General features: G+C 71.5%; 15 protein-coding genes. 6 read left to right on the forward strand and 9 right to left on the reverse strand.

Translation table 11 applies throughout. From position 1 onward, the window contains the following. Nucleotides 1–36 precede the first annotated feature (36 nt). Together G4D85_RS28855 and G4D85_RS28860 are read left to right on the forward strand one after the other, a co-directional pair. A complete protein-coding gene (locus G4D85_RS28855) occupies nt 37–1,191 on the forward strand; it encodes an anhydro-N-acetylmuramic acid kinase (RefSeq protein ID WP_164017231.1) in 1,155 nt (384 codons plus the stop codon). After that, nucleotides 1,188–2,351, forward strand: a complete 1,164-nt coding sequence (locus G4D85_RS28860; protein ID WP_164017232.1) for a GTP-binding protein — start codon at nt 1,188–1,190, stop codon at nt 2,349–2,351. Before G4D85_RS28855 ends, G4D85_RS28860 begins: the two co-directional genes overlap by 4 nt. A gap of 14 nt (nt 2,352–2,365) precedes the next feature. Here G4D85_RS28860 and G4D85_RS28865 read toward each other — a convergent pair whose 3' ends face one another. Beyond that, entirely contained in the window at nt 2,366–3,451 is a 1,086-nt protein-coding gene (locus tag G4D85_RS28865) for a DUF4388 domain-containing protein (protein WP_164017233.1), read from the reverse strand. A gap of 31 nt (nt 3,452–3,482) precedes the next feature. Here G4D85_RS28865 and G4D85_RS28870 point away from each other — a divergent pair, with 31 nt between their 5' ends. The 3 genes from G4D85_RS28870 to G4D85_RS28880 all read left to right on the forward strand — a co-directional run bounded on the left by G4D85_RS28870 (nt 3,483) and on the right by G4D85_RS28880 (nt 7,363). After that, complete coding sequence (locus G4D85_RS28870; protein WP_164017234.1) at nt 3,483–4,418, forward strand: alkaline phosphatase family protein; 936 nt, start codon at nt 3,483–3,485, stop codon at nt 4,416–4,418. A gap of 47 nt (nt 4,419–4,465) precedes the next feature. After that, a complete protein-coding gene (locus G4D85_RS28875; protein WP_205525756.1) occupies nt 4,466–5,362 on the forward strand; it encodes a gluzincin family metallopeptidase in 897 nt (298 codons plus the stop codon). Between the two features lie 138 nt (nt 5,363–5,500). Continuing rightward, the gene (locus tag G4D85_RS28880) at nt 5,501–7,363 is read left to right on the forward strand and encodes an ATP-binding protein (RefSeq protein WP_164017236.1); all 1,863 of its coding nucleotides are present in this window, start codon (nt 5,501–5,503) and stop codon (nt 7,361–7,363) included. Between the two features lie 24 nt (nt 7,364–7,387). On the opposite strand, the gene G4D85_RS28885 is transcribed toward G4D85_RS28880, so the two are convergent. The 4 genes from G4D85_RS28885 to G4D85_RS28900 form a co-directional block, all read right to left on the reverse strand. Continuing rightward, nucleotides 7,388–8,299, reverse strand: coding sequence for an OmpA family protein (locus G4D85_RS28885; RefSeq protein WP_164017237.1), 912 nt, complete (start codon nt 8,297–8,299; stop codon nt 7,388–7,390). Between the two features lie 77 nt (nt 8,300–8,376). Next, nucleotides 8,377–10,080 carry a TldD/PmbA family protein gene (locus G4D85_RS28890; protein WP_240359566.1) on the reverse strand — a complete coding sequence of 568 codons (1,704 nt, stop codon included), beginning with the start codon at nt 10,078–10,080 and terminating at the stop codon, nt 8,377–8,379. 179 nt (nt 10,081–10,259) lie between these two features. Further along, complete coding sequence (locus G4D85_RS28895; protein WP_164017399.1) at nt 10,260–11,579, reverse strand: nucleotide sugar dehydrogenase; 1,320 nt, start codon at nt 11,577–11,579, stop codon at nt 10,260–10,262. A gap of 68 nt (nt 11,580–11,647) precedes the next feature. Next, nucleotides 11,648–13,723, reverse strand: coding sequence for a heparinase II/III family protein (locus G4D85_RS28900; RefSeq protein WP_205525757.1), 2,076 nt, complete (start codon nt 13,721–13,723; stop codon nt 11,648–11,650). Between the two features lie 240 nt (nt 13,724–13,963). Between G4D85_RS28900 and G4D85_RS28905 the strand changes: the two genes are divergently transcribed. After that, nucleotides 13,964–14,959, forward strand: coding sequence for a HAMP domain-containing histidine kinase (locus tag G4D85_RS28905; protein WP_205525758.1), 996 nt, complete (start codon nt 13,964–13,966; stop codon nt 14,957–14,959). 6 nt (nt 14,960–14,965) lie between these two features. Here the strand turns inward: G4D85_RS28905 and G4D85_RS28910 are convergent, their stop codons facing one another. The 4 genes from G4D85_RS28910 to G4D85_RS28925 are packed head-to-tail and all read right to left on the reverse strand — an operon-like array spanning nt 14,966 to nt 20,119. Next, complete coding sequence (locus G4D85_RS28910; RefSeq protein ID WP_164017239.1) at nt 14,966–17,497, reverse strand: hybrid sensor histidine kinase/response regulator; 2,532 nt, start codon at nt 17,495–17,497, stop codon at nt 14,966–14,968. Between the two features lie 9 nt (nt 17,498–17,506). Further along, nucleotides 17,507–18,094 (reverse strand): chemotaxis protein CheW, encoded by a 588-nt coding sequence (locus tag G4D85_RS28915; RefSeq protein ID WP_164017240.1) that lies wholly within the window; start codon nt 18,092–18,094, stop codon nt 17,507–17,509. 4 nt (nt 18,095–18,098) lie between these two features. Further along, nucleotides 18,099–18,476, reverse strand: a complete 378-nt coding sequence (locus G4D85_RS28920; RefSeq protein ID WP_240359556.1) for a response regulator — start codon at nt 18,474–18,476, stop codon at nt 18,099–18,101. Nucleotides 18,477–18,505: 29 nt separating this feature from the next. Then, nucleotides 18,506–20,119: a methyl-accepting chemotaxis protein gene (locus G4D85_RS28925; RefSeq protein WP_420821729.1), complete on the reverse strand. Its 1,614-nt coding sequence runs from the start codon at nt 20,117–20,119 to the stop codon at nt 18,506–18,508. Between the last annotated feature and the right edge of the window lie 27 nt (nt 20,120–20,146).

A 20,146-nucleotide genomic window follows, 5' to 3' on the forward strand; every position in this document is an offset into this window, starting at 1 on the left:
GAGCGGGGTGTGGGCCCCGGGGCTTACACTGCCGGTATGCGCCTGCACCCGCCCCTCACTGACTCGCGACAGCCGCGCCTGTGCGTGGGCCTGCTGTCCGGCACCAGCGTGGACGCCGTGGAGGCGGCCCTGTGCGAGGTGACGGGGACGGGCGACAGCGTGCGGCTGAGGCTGCTGTCGCATGTCTCGGTGCCCTTCCCTCGCGAGTTGGTGGCGCGCGTGCTGGGGCCCCAGGACGCGGGCTCGCTGAGCCAGCTCAACTTCGAGCTGGCCGAGCACTTCGCGGACGCCGCGCGGCAGGCCATGGCCCGCGCCGGCGTGACACCGGAGCAGGTGGCCGCCATCGGCTCGCACGGGCAGACGATGGCGCACGTGCCTCCTGGCGCGGACGGGACGCCCTCCACCCTGCAGATTGGCGAGCCCGCCGTCATCGCCGAGCGCACCGGCGTCCCCGTCATCAGCGACTTCCGCACGAGGGACATGGCCGCCGGTGGCCATGGCGCGCCGCTGGTGCCCTACCTGGACTGGGCCGTCTTCCGGAGCCGCGAGGCCCCCCGGGCCCTCCTCAACATCGGCGGCATCGGCAACGTCAGCGTCGTCAGCGCGCGGCTGGAGGACACCCTCGCCTTCGACACCGGCCCCGGCAACATGGCCCTGGATGGACTGGCGCGGCGCGTCACCCAGGGCCGGCTCGCGTGTGACATGGACGGCACGCTGTCGCGGCGGGGCCGGGTGATTCCGGAGCTGCTCGCGGAGCTGCTGGAGCACCCCTTCCTGGCGCAGCCCCCGCCCCGGAGCGCCGGACGCGAGAGCTTCGGCGAGGTGCTGGTGGAGCGGATGTGGGCGAGGCACCCGGAGCGCCCGTATGACCTGGTGGCCACGGCGCTGGAATTCACGGTGGAGAGCATCGCCCAGTCGTATGAAACGTGGCTCCTGCCGCGCTTCCCCCGGCTGGAGGGCATGTACGTCTCCGGGGGAGGAACGCGGAACCCGTCGTTGATGGAGCGACTCCAGGCCCGGATGATGCCGCTGCCGGTTTACACGTTGGACACCCTGGGTTTCCCGGAAGGTGCGAAAGAGGCAGCCCTCTTCGCGCTCCTGGCGGCCGAACATCTCGTAGGGACTCCGGCGAATGTGCCATCCGCAACTGGCGCAAGGCGTCGAGTCGTTCTAGGAAAGCTGACACCGTGAGCAGCGTGAACCTGATGGCCCGCGAGGTGGCCGCGAAGATTGTCTTCTACGGGCCGGGCCTGTCGGGGAAGACGACCACCCTGCGGAAGATCTACGAGACAGTGCGTCCCGCGCACCGTGGCGAGATGATGTCCATCGCCACGGAGGGCGACCGGACGCTCTTCTTCGACTTCCTCCCCGTGAAGGTGGAGCGCGTGGGCGACTGCTCCGTGCGGCTCGCCCTCTACACGGTGCCCGGCCAGGTCTTCTACAACGCCACCCGCAAGCTGGTGCTCCAGGGCGCCGACGGCGTGGTGTTCGTGGCGGACTCGCAGCCGGAGGCCATGGACGCCAACCGCGAGTCCCTGGCCAACCTGGAGGAGAACCTCTTCGAGCACGGCATCCGCATCGACCGCTTCCCGCTGGTGATGCAGTGGAACAAGCGCGACCTGGAAGGCGTGCTGCCCGTGGATGAACTCCGCAGGGAGCTCAACCCCCGGGGCGTGCCCGAGTTCGAGACGGCCGCGGCCAACGGGCGCGGGGTGCTCGACACGCTGAAGGCGATTACCCGGCTGGTCATCAAGGACCTGCGCACCAAGCGGATTGTTCCGCCGCCGCGTCCCGCGACTCCGGCCGGAGGGCAGCAGCCCGCGGGCCTGGAGGCGCAGCTCACGCAGCACCTGCAGAACCGGCAGCAGCCGAACCCGGGACAGCAGCAGCCGCCTCCGGCGCAGCCGCCGGGCCTGGCTTTCGGTGGAGGCCCCGCGCAGACGCCGGTGCCTCGCGTGGCGCCGGTGACGATGGTGCCGCAGCCCCGCCCCGAGGTGGCCCAGGTCACCGCGCCGCCGGCCGGCCCGAAGCTGCTGGGCGCGGCGAGCGCGCTGGCCTCGGGGGACATGTTCGACCATGCGCGCGCCGCCGAGGCCGCGTTCATGTCGGGCGACTACGCGACGTGCGTCACCGCGTGCACGGACGCCATTCGCCGGGCCCTGTCCTTTGCGGGTGAGGGCTCACTGGCGCAGCAGGCGTACCTGCTCCGCGTGGATGGAGCGGACCTGCTCCGGTTCCAGGGCATGGCCACACAGCAGCACATCCGCGTGGATGACGCCGCGTTCGCCCTGTACGTGCTGATGCAGGTCTTCGTCCGGCTCAACGCGGTGGGGCTGCCCAACGCGGAGTAGCCCCCGGGCTGGCGTCAGCGCGGAAACGTGAGCTGCAACAGCCCCATCCGCTGAAGCTTCGCCAGCGTCTTCAGCGTCTCCAGCTCGCGCGCGGGGCTCGCCAGCACGAGCGTGGACACGTCCCACGTTCCGCTCACCAGGCCGGCCACCTGCCGCTCCTCGGGCTTGAGCATCGCCAGCCCCTGCGGGTCGTGCACCATCACCGGCACCACCAGCGGGGGCAGCTCGCTGTAGAGCGCCGCCACGTGCTCGCGCTGCACCAGCCGGGCGAACTCGCGCACGCGCCGGTCCGCGGGGTCGCTGGCCAGCAGGGACGCGCAGACGATGCCCGCCGCGTCGAACTGGCCCTCGCGCATCAGCACCGCGCCCTTCTCCAGCATCTCCGCCACCGGGTCCGCCTCCACCTGCGGCGCCCCGTCCACGTCCACCAGCTTCGCCCGGAGCAGCTCGTACACCCGCCGCGTCACCGACGAGCGCGACACGCCCATCGACAGCCGCAGCCGCCCCAGGTTCTGCGGCGTCGCGCACAGCCCCAGGATGATTCGGTGCATCAGCGGCTGGCTCGGGCTCGGCGGCGACAGCGCGCGCACGCTCAGCGCGTCAATCGGCAGCGCCTTGTCCACGTCGGGCTGCTCGTCCACCCACCGCAGCGACTCGAACAGCAGCTCGCGGATGCTCATGTCCGACGGCACCCAGTCCTCGCCCGAGCGGTCCGCGTCCTCCGTCCAGTGGAACGTGCCCCGCGCGGCGATTGTCAGGTCCGTCATCGCCGCGAACAGCTCCTCGCGCCCCAGGTCGCGAATCCACCGCGCCTGCAGGCCATGCGAGTCGAACGCCGCGTCCACGTCCGGCGTGCGCGCCAGCTCGTCGAAGGCCGCCAGCACCTTCGTCCCCGAGGCCAGCTTCGCCAGCGTCAGCAGCCGCGCCACCCGGCCCCGCAGCCCCTCCGACGCCGTGGCGCCCACCTGTCCGGACAGGACGAAGAGCTTGCGCTCGCCAGCCTCCCAGGAGAGCTGGAGCGTTCCCGTCTTGCGGGAGCTATCCAACCATTGAAGGAACTCAGGAAGCGGGTAGCTGAAGAGGTCGCCGTGGAGGGCCATGCTGTCGGATTCGAGGATACAGTCGACAGCCGTGCGAGTCGCGCTCCTGTTCATCGATGGCGTGGGCATTGGCCGGAAGGACCCGGCCGTGAATCCACTTGCCCACCGGGAGCACCTGCTTTCCTGCTTCCAGGACGCCCCGGGCCCCTTCCTGCCGGACGGAGGCCGCTGCCTCCCCGTGGACACCACCTTCGGTGTCGCCGGCCGGCCCCAGTCCGCTTCCAATCAGACGGCCATCCTCACCGGAGAGCCCGCCCCCGCCCTCCTGGGCCGCCACATCCTCGGCTACCCCAATGCGCCCCTCCGGGGGCTGATGGCGGACCGCTCCATCGTCAAGCGGCTGGTCGCCGCCGGCCGCACCGCCACCTTCGCCAACGCCTACCCCGCCCCGTACCTGGACGCGATGGACGTGCCCCGCCGCGCCAGCACCTCCCCTCCCGAGTTCGCCGTCACTCCCGAGGCCCGCCGAAAGATGAAGCCCTCGGCCTCCAAGCTCGCCTTCGCCGCCGGCGGTGTCCCCTTGCGGACGTTGGATGACGCGCGCGCCGGAGACGGCCTCACCCCCGACATCACCGGCGCCGCCGCCCGCGCCTACGGCCTGCCCGCCCCGGTACGCACCCCCGAGGAGGCCGCCCACGTCTTCTGGCACGTGGCCTCCGGCGCGGACTTCACCTTCTTCGAGCACTACCTCGCCGACGAGGCCGGCCACGCTCAAGACTTGAAGGCCGCCCTGGACGCGCTGGACACCTTCGACGCCTTCACCCGCGCCGTGGTGGCGGCCCGCCCGGCGGACGCCCGGGTGCTCGTGTGTAGTGACCACGGCAATGTGGAGGACCTGTCCACGCGCGGGCACACCCTGCACCCCGTGCCCGTGCTCTACTTCGGGCCACCCCTGTCGCCGGAGGAGCCCTTCTCCACCGTGGCCGACGTGGGGCGCGCGGTGCTGCGCTGGCTCAGGGTGGTGTGAGACACGTGAAGCGGGGATGGACGCACAGGGGAGGAAGTCACGGCCGGGTGGCGGCGCTGCTGCTGCTGGCCCTGCTGTCGGGCTGCGCCAGGACGCTCAGCTCCAGCGTGCCCGCCACGGAGTCGTCCACCTCGGAGTCCGCCGATGGCGCGCGCATGAAGACGTCCGCCGGCCCCCGCATCGACGTGCACTACCGGGAGCGCGACACCGACGCCGCCCGCCAGGTGCAGCTCGCGGTGGAGCGTGCCCTCCCGAGGCTGGCCCGCTGGGGCGCCTTCGACGACTCCGTCACCATCGTCATCCACCCCAACCACGCCGCCCTGGAGCGCGCCGCCAACCGCTCCGGCTACGACTTCCTGCGCGCGTGGGCCCGCTACGAGCAGATAGAGCTGCAGAGCCCCAGGACGTGGACGCTGCTCGGCGCCAGCCAGCCCCAGGTGGACGAGCTGCTGCTGCACGAGCTCACCCACAGCCTCATGTACCAGGTGGCCTCGGACCGGCTCGGCTGGACGCGCAAGCGCATCCCCCTCTGGTTCCGCGAGGGCATGGCCTCGTACACCGCCGAGCAGGGCTACCGCGTCCCCAGCCTGGATGACCTGGAGCGCTTCTGGCGCACCCACCCCGGCGCGGACCCGCTCATGCAGGCGGACTCCCTCTACCAGGGCGACAGCGACATCGTTTACGGCGCCGCCCACCACGCCTTCACCTTCCTGGTGCGCCGCTACGGCGAGCCCGCCATCCGCGGCGTCCTCCACGCCATGAGCCGGGGCCCCGACTTCTCCGACGCCTTCGCCGAGGCCGTGGGCCTGAAGCACGAGGCGTTCCTCGAGGACTTCCGCCGCTACGTCCGCCTGCGGGGCTTCAAGGGCGGCCGGAAGCTGGCCCCCCAGCGCCCGGCCCCCTCCGCCCCGGCCCTCTCCGTCCCACCCCCCTCTGCCCACTGAAGCCCACATCCGCCGCCAGCCTGCATTTTCCAAAAATGCACACTGGATGCATCTCACAAAATAGTGGCACTATTCTCACCGCGTTGGAATCCGGGAGGCGGAGGGGGATGCCGCCGCCCGGACACGAGGGGTGAGTTCATGGTCGAGCAGCACGGCGTACGACAGGAGCCGGCCGGCGAGTGGGCGGACTCACGGACGCTGCTGGAGCGCCTCCAGCGGTCCGAGGAGAGCCTGGAGCGCCTCTGCGCACCGGCGACGCCTGGCGTCGAGGCCGACACCCACGCCGCGTTGCGCCAGGAGGTCACCGCGCTGCGGCAGATGCGCGGTGAGCTGGAGAAGCTGTTCAAGCGGAGCGCGCTCATCTCCGACACGGCGCACCGGCTGCTCAACCTGCCTCCGGACGAGATGGAGTCCGGCATCCGCGCCGCGCTCGCCCTGCTGGGCGAGCACGTGCACGCGCAGCGCTGCTACGTGGGCCTGCTGTCCGACGACGGCGACCAGGTGACGGACGCGTACGAGTGGTGTGCGCCGGGGACGGAGCCCTTCGGGCTGGAGTCCTACCGCGGCCGCTCCACCGCCGGCTTCGACTGGACGCTGAAGCAGTTCAAGGCGGGCCAGACGGTGACTGTCACGGACCCGTCCATGCTGCCGCCCGAGGCCGTCGCGGAGCGCGACTCCCTGGATGCGCGGCGCGTGCGCGCCTACGTCAACACGCCCCTGTCGCTCGGGGGCCGGCTCGTCGGGTGGATGGGCTTCGACGCGGTGAGCCTGTCCCGCGGCTGGACGCCGGAAGAGCTGCAACTGCTGGGGATGACGGGCAGCGCGCTCGTGACGGCGCTGGAGCGCAAGCGGCGTGACACGCTGCTCCTCCACGAAAAGGAGCAGGAGCAGCGCGCGCGCTCGCTGGGCATCCTCGCCGCGGGGCTGGCGCATGAAATCAACAACCCCCTCGCCTACACGACGGGCAACCTGGAGTACCTGAAGCAGCGGCTGCCCTGCCCCTCCTCGGCGGAGGGCCTCGCGGACGAGTGCCACCAGGTGCTGGACGAGGCGCTGGAGGGCGCGGTGCGCATCCGGCGCATCGTCGCGGACCTCGGGGCCTTCTCGCTCAAGGACACCGGCGGCGAAGAGCCGGTGGACCTCAAGGCCGTCCTCGAGAGCACCCTGCGCATGACCGCCAATCAGCTCCGCCACCGCGCGCAGGTGGTGCGGGACTTCGACGTGAAGACCCCCCGGGTGAGGGGCACCCCGACGCGGCTGGGACAGGTGGCACTCAACCTCGTGCTCAACGCCGTGCAGGCCATCCCCGAAGGGCGCTACTCCGAGCACCGCATCACCCTCTCCGTGCGCGCCACGGACCACGGGGCGGTGCTCACCGTCTCCGACACCGGCCGCGGCATCCCCCCGGAGGTGCTGCCCCGCATCTTCGACCCGTTCTTCACCACGCGCCGCGTGGGCGGAGGCATGGGCATGGGGCTGGCCATCTGCCGCGACATCGTCACCACGCTGGGTGGGAGCATCGCCGTGCGCAGCGAGCCGGGCCAGGGCACCACGGTGGAGGTGTGCCTGCCCCGCGCCGAGGACGTCGTCCCCCAGCCTCCCGCCCCGGCCCAGGCGTCGCCGTCGAGTGGCCGCCGCGTGCTGGCGGTGGATGACGAGCCCCGGGTGCTGGACCTGCTGCGGCGGCTGCTGCGCGGGCACGAGCTGGTCACCGCCGCCAACGGCCGCGAGGCCCTGGAGCGGCTGCGCGTCGACCGGGCCTTCGACCTCATCCTCTGTGACTTGATGATGCCGGAGCTGACCGGCGTGGACGTGTACGAAGCCGTGCGCGAGTCCTGGCCGGGGCTGCAGGAGCGCATCGTCTTCGTCACCGGCGGCGCCTTCACCCCGGACACGCAGCGCTTCCTCCAGCAGGTGGGCAACCCGACGCTCACCAAGCCCTTCGAGCCCGCTCACGTCCGCGACCTGGTGGCCGCCGCCAGCGCGCGGCTGCGCAACTGAAAACCCCGCGCGAGGGGCCCGGCGTCAGGGGCCCGCGGCCTCGGTGACCAGCTCCACGCGGCGGCTGCGCGCGAAGCACTCGGGCGTGTGCTCGTTGCACGGTGGCCGCGCGTCGCCTTCCGTCTGCAGCACCAGCCGCGCGCTCGCCACTCCGAGCGCCACGAGGTACGCGGCCACCGACTGCGCGCGCCCCTGGCCCAGGGACGTGTTGATGGACTCGGGCCCGCTCGTATCCGCGTGGCCGGCCAGGCGCACGCGCAAGGCAGGCTGCTGGAGCAGGCACTCCGCGGAGCGGCGCAGCACCGCCTCCGCCTCGGGACTCAGGCGCGTGTCGAAGAAGCCGAAGAAGACGGGCTCCAGCGCGCACGAGGCGGTGACCTCCATCCGGGCGGCGGAGGCGGGCACCTGGCGACGGGCCTCGGCGAGCACCTCGTCCACGGCGCGCGAGGCGGCGGCCCGCGCCAGCGGCGTGTCCTCCACGGGCCCGTATTCGATGCCCACCACGGCCGCCTGAGGCTGGCCCTGGAGCAGGAAGCTGGGGCGCCGCTGCCACTCCACCGTGACGCCCTCGCGCGCGGAAGCCGTGGAGGTGATTCGCACCGTGTCCCTCGGGCGCGCGTCCAGCGTGACGCGGCCCCGCATCACGAAGCGGTAGCCGTCCACGTACGAGAACACCTGCGAGCGCCCCTCGTACACCACGCGCACGTCCAGTTGGCGCACGCCCGTGGGGAGAGACACGCTAACGCCGACCGACTCCGCCGCCAGCGGCGTGCCGTCCAGCCAGTACTCCACCGAGCGCAGCTCCCAGTCCCCTTCCGCTCCGAGCCGGTCCTCATGGGCCAGCTCCAGCGAGGCCCGGGCAGACGGGGCCTGGGCGTTGGCGCCGGAGGCCACGGCGAGCGCGAGCAGCGGGAGGAGCAGGACGGGACGCATCATCGACATGAGACGAGGGAGCGGGGGCGGACACAAGTGCCCCCGAGGTCAGGTGCGGGCCTCCGCGAAGCGCCGACGCGCTATGGCTTCTCCGGGCGGGTCGCGGGCTTCTCCTGGCGGAGGGACGGCTCGCGCAGGGCCTCCGCGGGGCTGGAGAGGATGGGCGGACGGTCCTTGCCCTCCACCGCGCGCTGCAGCTCCAGCTCCTGGAGCAGCATCGAGGGCGCCACGGTGGACACCGGCACGTTACCGCTCTCCGCGCCGCAGAAGCCGTTGAAGATGCCCTGCTTCTGCCCGGACGCCATGATGCGATTCACGGCCGACAGCGGCGTGCCGACGATTTCCACGCCGCGCACCAGCGTCTCCTGCCCCGTCTTCACGTCCACCCGGTACACCATCCGCGGCACGCCCTTGAACGCCTGGTAGCCGAAGCTGGACGTGTTGGTGTTGCCGCCGGTGATGTCGCGGATGATGAGGCCGTACGGCTTGCCCTGCCGCTTCGCCTCGGCGATGAGCATCCGCTTCAGCTCCGCGTCGCTCACCGCCTTGGTGCTGTCCACGAGGAGGTTCGCCATGCGCGCCACCGGCTTCAGCGTGCCCTGGCTGCGCCCGTGGCCGTTGGACTGGAGGAAGCCCTCCACCGGCACGCGCCCCAGCAGGTAGTTGCGCAGCACGCCCTTCTCCACCAGCGTCACCCGCTGCCCCTTCACGCCCTCTTCGTCGAATTGGTAGTAGCCGTTGAGCGGCTCCCCGTTGAGCATCCGCAGCGACGGGTCATCGTGGATGGAGATGAACGACGGCAGCACCAGCTTGCCCACCTGGCCCTTGTACGTCTTGCCCTCGTTGTCCCCGTCCTGCCGCTCACCCTCCAGCCGGTGGCCCACCGCCTCGTGGAAGAGCACGCCGGCCGCCTCGGGCGCGAGGATGGCCGGGCCCGTGTACGGGTCGATGGCCGGCGCCGCGCGCAGCGCCAGCAGCTCCTCGATGACCTTCGCCGCCGCCTCGCGCACCTTCGCGTCGTTCGGCAGCCCCGCCTCCGTGGGCGAGTAGTAGTCCCGCGAGTCGTCCAGCAGCTGCCCGTCCGGCGCCCGCGTCACCGCGGAGACGTGGAGGCCGTAGAGGACCTCCTCGGAGATGATGCGGCTGCCCTCGGTGGACACGAACAGCCGCGTCACCTTGTCGGTGGTGACGCGCACCTCCGAGTCGAACAGCTCCGGGTGCGCGTTGAACTGCGCGGACACCTCGCGCGCCAGCTTCACCCAGCGCTCCCGGTTGAACGGGGCCTGCACGGGCGGCTGCACCAGGGTGCTCGGCTTCTCCTTCGTGAAGGACGGAGGCCGCTTCGGGTCCTCCACCGAGTAGACGTCCTCGCCCTTCTTCTTCAGATACTGGAAGAGCGCCGACTTGTACTTCTCGTCGGTGATGAGCCACAGCGCGGTGCGCAGCGCCAGCGGCGAGTCATCCAGCGGCCCTTCCTTGCGGGAGATGTAGCTGGTGCCCTTGGTGGAGAAGCTGAACTCGAAGCCCTCCGGCACGGAGCTGTCGAACTCGTAGCTGCCCACCCGGACGTCGACGTACAGCTTCCGCTCGCGGTAGCCATCATCCAGGAAGAGCGCGCCATAGCGCGCGCCCACGGCGTACTGCACGTAGTCCTTGAGCTGGTAGCTCATGAAGTACGGCGGCTCGTGGCTCTGCATCTTCAGCTGCTGCTGGTTGCGCGTCAGCTCGCTCGCCATGGCGTCGAGCAGCGTCACGCGAGCGTCCGGCGCGGGCGCCGCCGCCATCAACACGGCCGAGGCCGCCAGCAGTGGGAGTACAGGACGGAAGAAGGTTCGCACCGCCCCACTGTATCCGGCCCATGACGAAAGACGAGCAGGTCCTCGCCTCCCGACGCCCCTCCCGGCGTCCGGAGACGAGGACCCTTGCCCGGAGGGTCGGTATCCGGGCAACTCCTCGGTCTTCGCTAGGCCTTCGTCACCTTCTCACGGCCCTTGCTGACGTTCTTCGTGGCGTTGCGCGTGTCGATGACGACCTGCGACTTCGCCACCACCATGTTGAAGTCGATGTTCGAGTGGTCCGTGAGGATGAGGACGGCGTCGTACTGGCCGAGCTTCTCCGGGTCCAACGGCACCGACGTCAGCTCCATGTTGAAGCCGTGGCCCTTGTGCAGCTCGGGGACGTACGGGTCGTGGTACTCGAGCTCCGCGCCCTTCTCCTTGAGCAGCGTCATGACGCGCAGGGAGGGGCTCTCACGCATGTCGTCGATGTCCTTCTTGTACGCCGCGCCGATGCAGAGGACCTTGGCGCCGTTGAGCGTCTTCCGGTTGTTGTTGAGGGCCTCCATGGTGCGCTGCACCACGTAGTAGGGCATCTGCCAGTTCACCTCGCCGGCCAGCTCGATGAACTTGGTGTGGAACTCGAACTCGCGCGCCTTCCACGTCAGGTAGAACGGGTCGATGGGGATGCAGTGCCCACCGAGGCCCGGGCCCGGGAAGAAGGGCATGAAGCCGAAGGGCTTGGTGCTGGCGGCCTGGATGACCTCCCACACGTCCACATTCATCCGGTCGCAGAGCATCTTCATCTCGTTGACCATGGCGATGTTGACGCAGCGGAAGATGTTCTCCAGCAGCTTGGACAGCTCCGCCACGCGGGTGGAGGAGACCGGCACCACTTCCTTCAGCGCGCTGCCGTAGAGGGCGCAGGCCACCTCGGCGCACTCGGGAGAGTAGCCGCCGACAATCTTCGGAATCGTCTTGGTGTTGAAGTTCTTGTTGCCCGGGTCCTCACGCTCAGGACTGAAGGCCAGGTAGAAGTCCTTGCCCGCCTTGAGGCCGTTCTTCTCGAGCAGCGGCTTGAGCACCTCCTCGGTGGTGCCAGGGTAGGTGGTGGACTCCAGGATGAAGAGCTGACCGCGGCGCACGTGCGGCGCCAGGGCCTCACCCGTCTGGATGATGAAGCTCATGTCCGGCTCGCGCGAGGCGGTGAGCGGCGTTGGGACGCAGATGATGACGCAGTCCATGTCCTTCGCCTTCGCGAAGTCCGACGTCGCCTTCAGCTTGCCCGACTTGCTCAGCTCCGCCAGCGGCGCGCTGGGGATGTGCTTGATGTAGCTCTCACCCTTCTCAATCTTGTCGATCTTCCGCTTGTCGATATCGAGCCCCATGACAGGGAAGCCCGCTTCCGCGAACGCCATGCCCAGCGGCAGACCGACGTAACCCAGCCCAACGACCCCGACCCTCGCGTCCCGCGCCTTGATGCGATCCAGCAGCGGGCTGCCAACCATCACCCTCATCGTCCTCACCTCTCCTGATGCGACGTGCCGTCGCCGACGGTCACGCCCCGACCCGACACTCACCTGAAGACAACCACCCACCTCAGCCACACCGGAGGCGTCACCTGCCCCCGGAACTCCACCGCCAGCGCCGGCACCACGCGCCCGTACCCTGGCGAATACCGCGACGGCGCCAGCTTCAGCGCCAAGCCTTTTTCCAGCACCACCCACGCGTGCGGCGCCCCTTCCGGGCCCAGCTCCACCGCGAGCGGCTCGAACTCCACCGGCCCTTCCGCCACGCGCCTCGCGCGCTCCAGCACCTGCACATCCGGCGCCACCATCCGCGCCTGCTCGTCCGGCAGATGCAGCCGGCCCACCACGTCATGCCGGCCCATGCCGACGAACCTGTCGCGCCCGGCCAGCGCGCGCTCGTGCCGGTCCAGCCGGAACGTGCGCTCGATTCCCACCGGCGCCGGCAGCATGCGGTAGCCGTCGTGGCGGACCAGCAGCCTGTCCACGGTGCCTCCGGGAAGGAAGGCCACCACCCGCGCCCGGGCCTCTTCCGGCAGCGCGAACAGTCGCGCCGGGTCCAACGTGGACTGCTCCGCGCCATCCACCTGCACCGTGTTGTGCGCCGCCGTGCCGCGGAACCAGTTCCGCGTCGCCGGGTCCCGCGTGTACGTGCCCGTGCCCGGATCCACGATGACGGGGCGCCCGTCGAGGTGGAGCTCGAAAGAAAGTTTGTCGTTGTGGCTGTGTCCCCCGACTCCGCCCTGCCCCTGCTTGCCGGCGCTGACAGTGATAACGGCACCCGCTCCGCGCAAGATGTGGAAGCCACCGTCCGGAAAACTCACCGAGACGGGCGCCGGCGCGACGGGAAGCGCACGGAAGCGCTCCAGGCCCGCCCGGCCCAGCAGCCACGCCGCCTCGTCCGGAAGCTCGCCACCGCCCAGGCCCGCGTCACCGAAGAGCGCCGCGCCCAGGCCCACCAGGTAGCCGTGCTCGTTGTCCTCGCGCTCCCGCAGCGGGAAGACGCGGCCGGAGTCGTTGTCGCCAATCTGCGGCGCCAGCCCCTGCTCCGAGCACCACGCGCGCACGGCGTGGAACATGCGTCGCAGCCGTGACTCGTACCCCGGCCCCAGCGGCACGCCCGCCCCCCGGGCCACGAGGTACGCGAGGCCGAAGAGCTCCACCGCCAGCCGGTGGTAGGGAATGGAGCCCTCGAAGGACGTGCCCTCGAGGTGGACCTGCGCCACCATCTGGTCTCTCAGGCCGCCCACCGCGAGCGCCACCTGCCGCGGCGCCCCTGGCAGCTCCGGGAAGAGCAGGCCCACCACCAGCAGGCCCACGTAGTTGGAGACCAGGTGGTTGTTGGGCACCGCACTCCGGTCCTCGAGGTGGGCCTCCACCCAGGCGGTGTGCTCGGCGAGCGAGCCCAGCACCGGCACCAGGAACTCCGGCCGGCGCACCTCGGGCGCGTCGGAGAACATCACCAGCGCCTGCGCGAGGTTCGCCGCGCGCAGGGCAATCTCCATGGCGCACGTCCAGTGGACGCCCAGGCCCACGGGGTTGGCCTGCAGGAAGTCCAGCGTCTGGGCCACGAAGGCGGTGGCCAGCCGGGCGCGCGCCCCGCGCGAGGCCGCCAGCCAGTAGCCCTGCCCCAGCGCCACCGCGCTGTCGAGCCGACCCATCACCCACGGGTACTTCGGGTCCTTCCCCGTCGAGTGATGCGGCATCCGCTCCACCGGCTCCACCGGGTAGCGGTGACCGCTGATCGGATCCAACGACCAGTCCACCGGACGGCCCTCACCAAAGGACACGCGAGTGCCAAAAAGGTCCCACTCCTGCCGGAGCGCGGCGTGGGCCCGGGCCACCGCGCGCTCGCGGGCACCCGGAATGGCGGCGAGCGCCTCGAGCACCGAGGCCCGCTGGGAGACTTCGCACCAGACGCGTGAGGAGCGCTGCCCCAGGGCGAGGTCCGCCAGCTCGTCGGCGACCGTCGCGCCGAAGGCCTGGAGGAGCTGCACCTCGTCGGCACGCTCGCGCCGACGATAGAGCGCCTGCCTGGCCACGCCTTGAACCCGCCGCACCGCGCTCCGCGCCAGCCCCGCTGGTGCAAGTCGAGCGATCGCCGCGTAGTAGTCGAGAGTCCCCATCCGTCCCTTCCGCCGCCCGTCGCGGAGGGTGTTAGCAAACGCCCGGCCAGTGGGTACTCCCGAGGAGTTGAAGGGGTTTGGCGGATCACCCCACCCCGTACGGCGGTAAAAATTCGGGAGGAAGGGGGGATGGCGTGGGTAAAGGATTTCCGCCCGACGCCTTCCGGTTTCCCAGCATGGGCAGCGTTGCGTCCCGGCCGGTCCATGCCCATACCTTGGCGCGTGCGGGCTGGGGCTTGGATGGGGCGGCGCATCGAGGACAGCCTCGATGCAAGGGTGGAGAAGGTGCTCGCGGCGGTGGCCGAGCGGGCGCTGCGGTGTGGCACGCGCGCGGGGCTGGACGCCCTGGTGCGCGAGGCACTGCGGCTGACCGGTGCTTCCGGGGCAGCTCTCTATGATGGGCGTACGTGCGTGGCCAGGGCGGGACATGCCGCCCCGGCACGCGCATGTGCCCCGACGGCGCGGAGGCAGGCGCTGGTGGTGTGGCCGGAGCGGACGGGGGCTTCTGAACAGGAGCTGCTCGCCCGGCTGGCGTCCTTTGGAGGCTCATTGATGGCGGCGCATGCGCGCGAAGTGGACGCGGGGGCGCGGCAGGCGCGCCTGCTGGAAGCGAAGCAGCGGTTGGAGCGGGCGGTGGCCCAACAGGAGCGGCGGCGCTCGCGGGCGTCGCATGACCTGCGCACGCCGCTGATGGTCATGAAGGGCTACGTGGACATGATGGTGAAGGGCACCGCGGGCCCGCTGACTCCGGCCATGCAGCGGTACCTGGACCGGATGCAGCGGGTGGCGAACGACCAGGGCGCCCTCATCGAGCGCCGCCTGGCGAAGGGGGTGGACGAGGGCGTGGACGACCTGCGTCCCCTCCTCCGGACCGCCTTCATTCCGGCCACGCGCGGGGGCCGCACGGCGGACGTGGCCCTGACGCTGCCGGGCCGGCCCGTGGCGGTGAAGGGGCCCCGGGCCGACGTGGACCTGCTGGTGCGCACGCTGGCGCGCACCGTGGCGGCGTCCGGCGCGGCGGTGGCCGTGCGCGTGGAGTCAGCCGAGGAGCCAGGCATGTGGCGGCTGCGCGTGGACTCGCGCGGCGGGCGGGCCCTGCCGGAGAAGACGGCGGCGGTGCTGCGGCACCTCGCGCAGCGGCTGCGTGGCGGGCTGGCGCTGCCCACGGAGGACGGAGGCGAGCTGGTGGTGCACCTGCCCGCCGATGACACCGTGCCCGCGTCGCTCGACGCGTAGGAAGGCTCAGGACGCGGGCAGCAGCTGGCGCACCAGCTCCAGCAGCTTGCCGCGCTCCACCTCGCGCTTGACGAGGTAGCCGTCCGCGCCCGCCTCCAGGCCCGCGGCCCGGTCCTCCGGGCTGTCGAGCGAGGTGACGAGGATGACGGGCGTGCGGTTCATCCCGGGGTGGGCCTTGATGCGCCGGGTCAGCCCGACGCCGTCCAACCGGGGCATCTGCCAGTCGCTCACCACCAGATGGCAGGGCGAGCGCTCCAGCACGCTCCACGCCTCCTCGCCATCCGCCGCCGTCACCACCGGGTAGCCGGCAATCTCCAGCAGCGACTTCATGGCGAAGCGCGTGGTGAGCGCGTCGTCGCACACCAGGATGCGGGGCCGCGTGCCCTGCGTCGACGCGGAGCGCGTCTCCGGCCGGGCCGCCCGCACCAGCTCGGTGGCGTTGAGCACCGGCACCACGCGGCCGTCGTCCAGCACCGCCGCGCCCGCCAGGTGCCGCACGCCCTGCACGTGCCGCCCCAGGGAGCGGACGACAATCTCCTGCTGCCCCACCACCTCGTCGATGGCGAACAGCACCTTGTCGTCGCCCACCGTCAGCAGCGCCGCCGTCTGGAGCTTCCCCGCGTCCATCGCCATGGGCAGGCGCGGCAGGCCGATGGACTCCGCGAGCGGCAGGAACGTCAGCTGCTCGCCGTCCACCCGCGCCACCACGCGGCCCGCCACCGTGCCCACCTCGTCCGGCGTCAGCCGCAGCACGCGATTCACGCAGTCGGAGGGAATGGCGGACACCGTCGTGCCGGTGCGCACCAGCAGCCCCAGCGCCGCGGCCAGCGTCAGCGGCAGGTCCACCGTGAAGCGCGTGCCCCGGCCCGCCGTGAAGCCCACGTCCACCGAGCCCTGCAGGCGCTGCGCGGTGGCCTGCACCACGTCCAGGCCCACGCCGCGCCCGGAGGTGGCCGTCACCTGCTCGCGCGTGGAGAAGCCGGGCTGGAACACCAGCCGCGCCGCCTGCGCGTCCGTCAGCTTCTCCGCCGCCTCCGCCGTCAGCAGGCCCCGGCGCACGGCCGTGGCCCTCACCCGCTCCGGGGAGAGCCCCGCGCCGTCGTCCTCCACCACCACGGCGATGCGCGTGCCCCGGGGCTCCACCCGCACCGACAGCCGCCCCGCCTCGGGCTTGCCCACCGCGCGCCGCTCCACCGCGGACTCGAGCCCGTGGTCGATGGCGTTGCGCACCAGGTGCAGCAGCGGGTCCTTCAGCGCGTCGAGGATGCGCCGGTCCAACCGCACGTCCCCGCCCACCAGGTCCAGCGTGACGTCCTTGTTCAGCCGCGCGGACACCTCGCGCACCGTGCGCCGCAGCGGCTCCAACACCTGCGAGGCCGGCACCATGCGCAAGTCGCGCAGGTCGTCGCGCGCCACCTGCGCAATCAGCGAGAGCTGCTCGCCGTCGCGGTGCGTCTCCCTCGACAGCTCCAGCAGCCGCTTCTGCAGGCCGCGCATCAGCGACACGCCCGAGCGCAGCGGCTCCAGCGCCGGCCCACCGCCGGACAGGACGAGCTGCGACGACGCGCGCTCCAGGTGCAACAGCACCTCGTGCATCCCATCCATCAGCAACCGGTGCGACTCGCCCCGGCGGGCCTGTTGTGCCCGGCCGGCCACCAGCAACTCCACCTGCAGGGCCAGTGACTCCAGCGTCTTCACCGACACGCGCACCGAGCGGTCCGCCGCGCCCCGCGACTCCTGCGAGGCCCCGGCCGACGCATGCGTCCCCGAGCCCTCCGCCGCCGAGGGCGCCGGCACCGAGCGCAGCGCCTCCACCGCGCGCTCCACCACGCCCGCCCCGCCCGACGCCTCCAGCGCGGCGCGCAGGTCCACCAGCGTGCCCGCCACGTCCGAGGCGGCCATGCCCGCGGCGTCGCCGCCCGGCTCCATGCGCGTGAAGCCCAGCGCCGCGGCCTCCGCCAACGAGGCCACCGTCTCCGCCCCGGAGGCCTCGGCCAGGCCCTTCAGCACGCGGGCCCGCTCCACCGCCGTGCGCACCACCGCCGCGCGGTCCGGCACGTCTGGCGAGCACAGCGCGCCCAGCGCCGCCTCCAGCAAGTCCAGCGAGTCCAGGCCCTTCACCATGGGCCCGCCGGCCGGGGTGGCCACCGCGCCCTCGCGACCCAGCGCCGCCAGCAGCGGCCCCAGCCCATCGACGACGGGGGACTGGCCCGCGTCGCCACGGCTCATGGCCGTCTCGATGGAGGACAGCCCGCGCAGCATGGACTCCACCACCGTGCGAGCCAGCCGCTCCTCCGGCTTGAAGTGGGCCAGCCCGTCCTCGATGGCGTGGACCACCTGCTCGATGTCGTCCAGCCCCAGGCTGGCCGCCGAGCCCTTGAGGCTGTGCACCAGGCGCTTGAGGGACGGCAGCAGGTCCGGCTCACGCTCCTGCGCGGGGCCCTCGAGCCCCAGCACCTTCGACCCGATGGCCTGGATCTGCTCGCGCGTCTCCGCGGAGAACACCGGCCAGATGCTGCGCAAGAGCTGTGCGTCCATGGCGCCCCCCTATTCCTGCTCCTGGCGCGCGACGGAGGGTCCCCCGAGCAGCTCCAGGTCCAGCACCGTCAACCGGTCCGGCGTGAGGAACAGGAAGGGCCCCGGCGGCGGCTGCGACAGCTCCGACCTCGGCAGCTCCTTGCGGCCCTCCACGCCCTCCGCCGCCAACCCGAAGCTCTCCTCACCCACCTCCACCACCACGACCTTCCCCAGGTCCGACATGCCGCCGCCCTCCAGCCCCAGCAGCTGGCGCAGGTCCAGCACCGGCACCACGCGCGAGCGGCTCACCACCGCGCCCATGACGTGCCTCGGCGCCCCCGGCAGCGCGGCGAGGCCGCGCGCCTCCAGCACATGGTCCACGTGCTCGATTCGCACCGCGTAGCGCTCGCCGCCCACCTGGAAGACCAGCACCGACAGGACCTCCTGGCGCTCCTCATGGCGGGACTCGGCCAGCGCCCGGGCGCGCGCGCCCAGCACCTCTCGCCGCTTCTCGGCGCTCACCGTCTGAGTGCCCTTCAGCAGGGCATTCGCGTCGTCGAGCTGCCGCCGCAGGCCGGTGTAGTCGATCTCCACCTTCTTCGAGTCGTCGCCGGACATGGGCTCAGTACCGGGTGGCGGGCAGCTTCAGGATGTCGCGCACCTTCGAGCGCAGGTCATCCACGGACACCGGCTTGTTGAGGAACGCGCTGGCACCCACCAGCTTGCCCTTCTGCCGGCTGGCGTCGTCCTTCAGGGACGTGAGCATCATGAAGGGCGTGTTGTGCAGGCCCGGGTCCGCCCGCACCGCCGCGCAGAGCGCGAACCCGTCCATCTCCGGCATCTGCACGTCGGAGATGATGAGGTCCGGCTTGAGGTCCCGGGCCTTGTTGAGCCCGAGGACCCCGTTGGGCGCATCGAAGAACTCCAGCCCCCAGCCCATCAGATACACCTGGAGGAGGTTGGTGATGGTCTTCGTGTCCTCGACGATCAGCACCTTCATGGCGTTTCGTGCCCCCGCCATCGTTGCGTTCATAGCTGGTACCTACCCACCAAATCCGAGAACCGCTTGGAAAGATTCGAGAGGTTGCCGGCCACCTGCTCGATGCGCCGTGTCTGCTCCACCGAGTCGCCCATGGCGGAGGTCAGCTCGCCCATCGCCATGGCAATCTGCTCCACGCCGATGGTCTGCTGGCGGGTGTTGCCGGCAATCTGCCGCGCCGCGCCCGAGGACTCGCGGATGACCTCCGACAGGCCGAGGATGGTGGAGCCCGCGCCGCGCGCCAGCTCCATGGCCGCCTGTGCCCGACGGCTGCCCTCCTCGGTGGCGTTGACCGCCGCCCGGGTGCCCTTCTGCACTTCGTTGAGCAGGCCGCGCACCTGCTCCGCGGCGATGCGCGACTGCTCCGCCAGCGTGCGCATCTCCGTGGCCACCACCGCGAAGCCCCGGCCGTGCTCGCCCGCCTTGGCCGCCTCGATGGAGGCATTGAGCGCCAGCAGGTTCGACTGCTCGGCCACGTCCTTCACCGTGCTGATGATGTCGCCAATCTGCAGGGTGCGCTCGCTCAGGTCGGTAATCGACAGGGCGATGGCCTTCACCTGCTCGCCCAGCTTCTCCATGCCGGAGACGCTCTCGGCCACCACCTTCTGGCCTTCCGTGCTCAGCGACTCCGACTTCTGCGTCTGGGAGATGACCGAGTCCGCGTAGGCCGTGGCCTGCTTGGACGTCTGGGCAATCTCCGCCATCGTGGTGCTCGTTTCATTGATGGCGGAGGCCTGCTGGTGCGCCATGGCCGACTGCTGCGTGGAGGTGGACAGCACGCCGTTCGCCTCGCGCTCCATCTCCGCCGCCGCGCCGCGCAGGTCCTGCAGGAGGTGCGTCAGCGCGTCCGCCATGGCGGCGAAGCTGCGGGCCACGTCGCCAATCTCGTCCCGCCCCTGGGTGTCGATCTGCTGGCGCAGGTCCCCGCTGGCGATGCCCGCCGCCGCGCGCGCCAGTCGCTCCAGCGGGACGATGAGAAACCCGGACATCATCCAGGACGCCAGCAGGCAGGCCGCGAGGATGAGCACGCCCACCACCATGGTGAAGCGGGTGGTGCCGCTCAGCGCATCGGCCAGGGCCTCCTCGTGGAGCGCCACCTGCACGGTGCCCACCCGCTGGGGCGTGGCCCCCGGGGTGGCGACAGGCGCGAAGAGGGGCGTCGTGGTCTCCACCACGCCCAGGCCGCGGACGCTCAGCCGGCGGTCCACGACGTCGTCGCTCTGGGGCGCCACCTGGTCCTCGCCCGCGAAGCGCTCGGAGGCGACCTCGCCCAGCAGGTCGCCATTGGCGTCGCGCACCAGCACGTAGGCCACGTCCGGCACGTGGCGCAGCACGCCGTGCGCCGTCGCCTGGAGCTTCCCCGGGTCGCCCTTCGCGGCCAGCATGGGGGTCAGCGTCTTCGCCAACTCGACGCTCACCGAGCGGGAGCGCCGGGACAGGTCCTCGCGCTGCGCGGCGCCCATCTGCAGCCAGAAGGCCAGGATGAGGATGCCGGCCACCAGCGCACCCGTCACACCGGTGACGGCGAGGATCTTGGTCCTCAGGCTGAGCTTCGCCACCGCGGCCTGCATCGGCAGTGTCAGCTTCGTCCCCTTGACGTCCACGTTACCTCCCACCTGCTCCGGCAGGCG

The sequence above is a fragment of the Pyxidicoccus trucidator genome, from assembly GCF_010894435.1.
GTDB classification, from domain to species: Bacteria; Myxococcota; Myxococcia; order Myxococcales; family Myxococcaceae; genus Myxococcus; species Myxococcus trucidator.

Bases quoted from the DNA above. Each gene is read 5' to 3' on its own strand.
- G4D85_RS28890 (WP_240359566.1), bottom strand. From the start codon at position 10,080: ATGGCGGCGGCGCCCGCGCCGGACGCTCGCGTGACGCTGCTCGACGCC.
- G4D85_RS28855 (WP_164017231.1), top strand. From the start codon at position 37: ATGCGCCTGCACCCGCCCCTCACTGACTCGCGACAGCCGCGCCTGTGC.
- G4D85_RS28895 (WP_164017399.1), bottom strand. From the start codon at position 11,579: ATGGTTGGCAGCCCGCTGCTGGATCGCATCAAGGCGCGGGACGCGAGG.
- G4D85_RS28910 (WP_164017239.1), bottom strand. From the start codon at position 17,497: ATGGACGCACAGCTCTTGCGCAGCATCTGGCCGGTGTTCTCCGCGGAG.
- G4D85_RS28905 (WP_205525758.1), top strand. From the start codon at position 13,964: ATGGGGCGGCGCATCGAGGACAGCCTCGATGCAAGGGTGGAGAAGGTG.
- G4D85_RS28885 (WP_164017237.1), bottom strand. From the start codon at position 8,299: ATGATGCGTCCCGTCCTGCTCCTCCCGCTGCTCGCGCTCGCCGTGGCC.
- G4D85_RS28865 (WP_164017233.1), bottom strand. From the start codon at position 3,451: ATGGCCCTCCACGGCGACCTCTTCAGCTACCCGCTTCCTGAGTTCCTT.
- G4D85_RS28880 (WP_164017236.1), top strand. From the start codon at position 5,501: ATGGTCGAGCAGCACGGCGTACGACAGGAGCCGGCCGGCGAGTGGGCG.
- G4D85_RS28900 (WP_205525757.1), bottom strand. From the start codon at position 13,723: ATGGGGACTCTCGACTACTACGCGGCGATCGCTCGACTTGCACCAGCG.
- G4D85_RS28915 (WP_164017240.1), bottom strand. From the start codon at position 18,094: ATGTCCGGCGACGACTCGAAGAAGGTGGAGATCGACTACACCGGCCTG.
- G4D85_RS28920 (WP_240359556.1), bottom strand. From the start codon at position 18,476: ATGAAGGTGCTGATCGTCGAGGACACGAAGACCATCACCAACCTCCTC.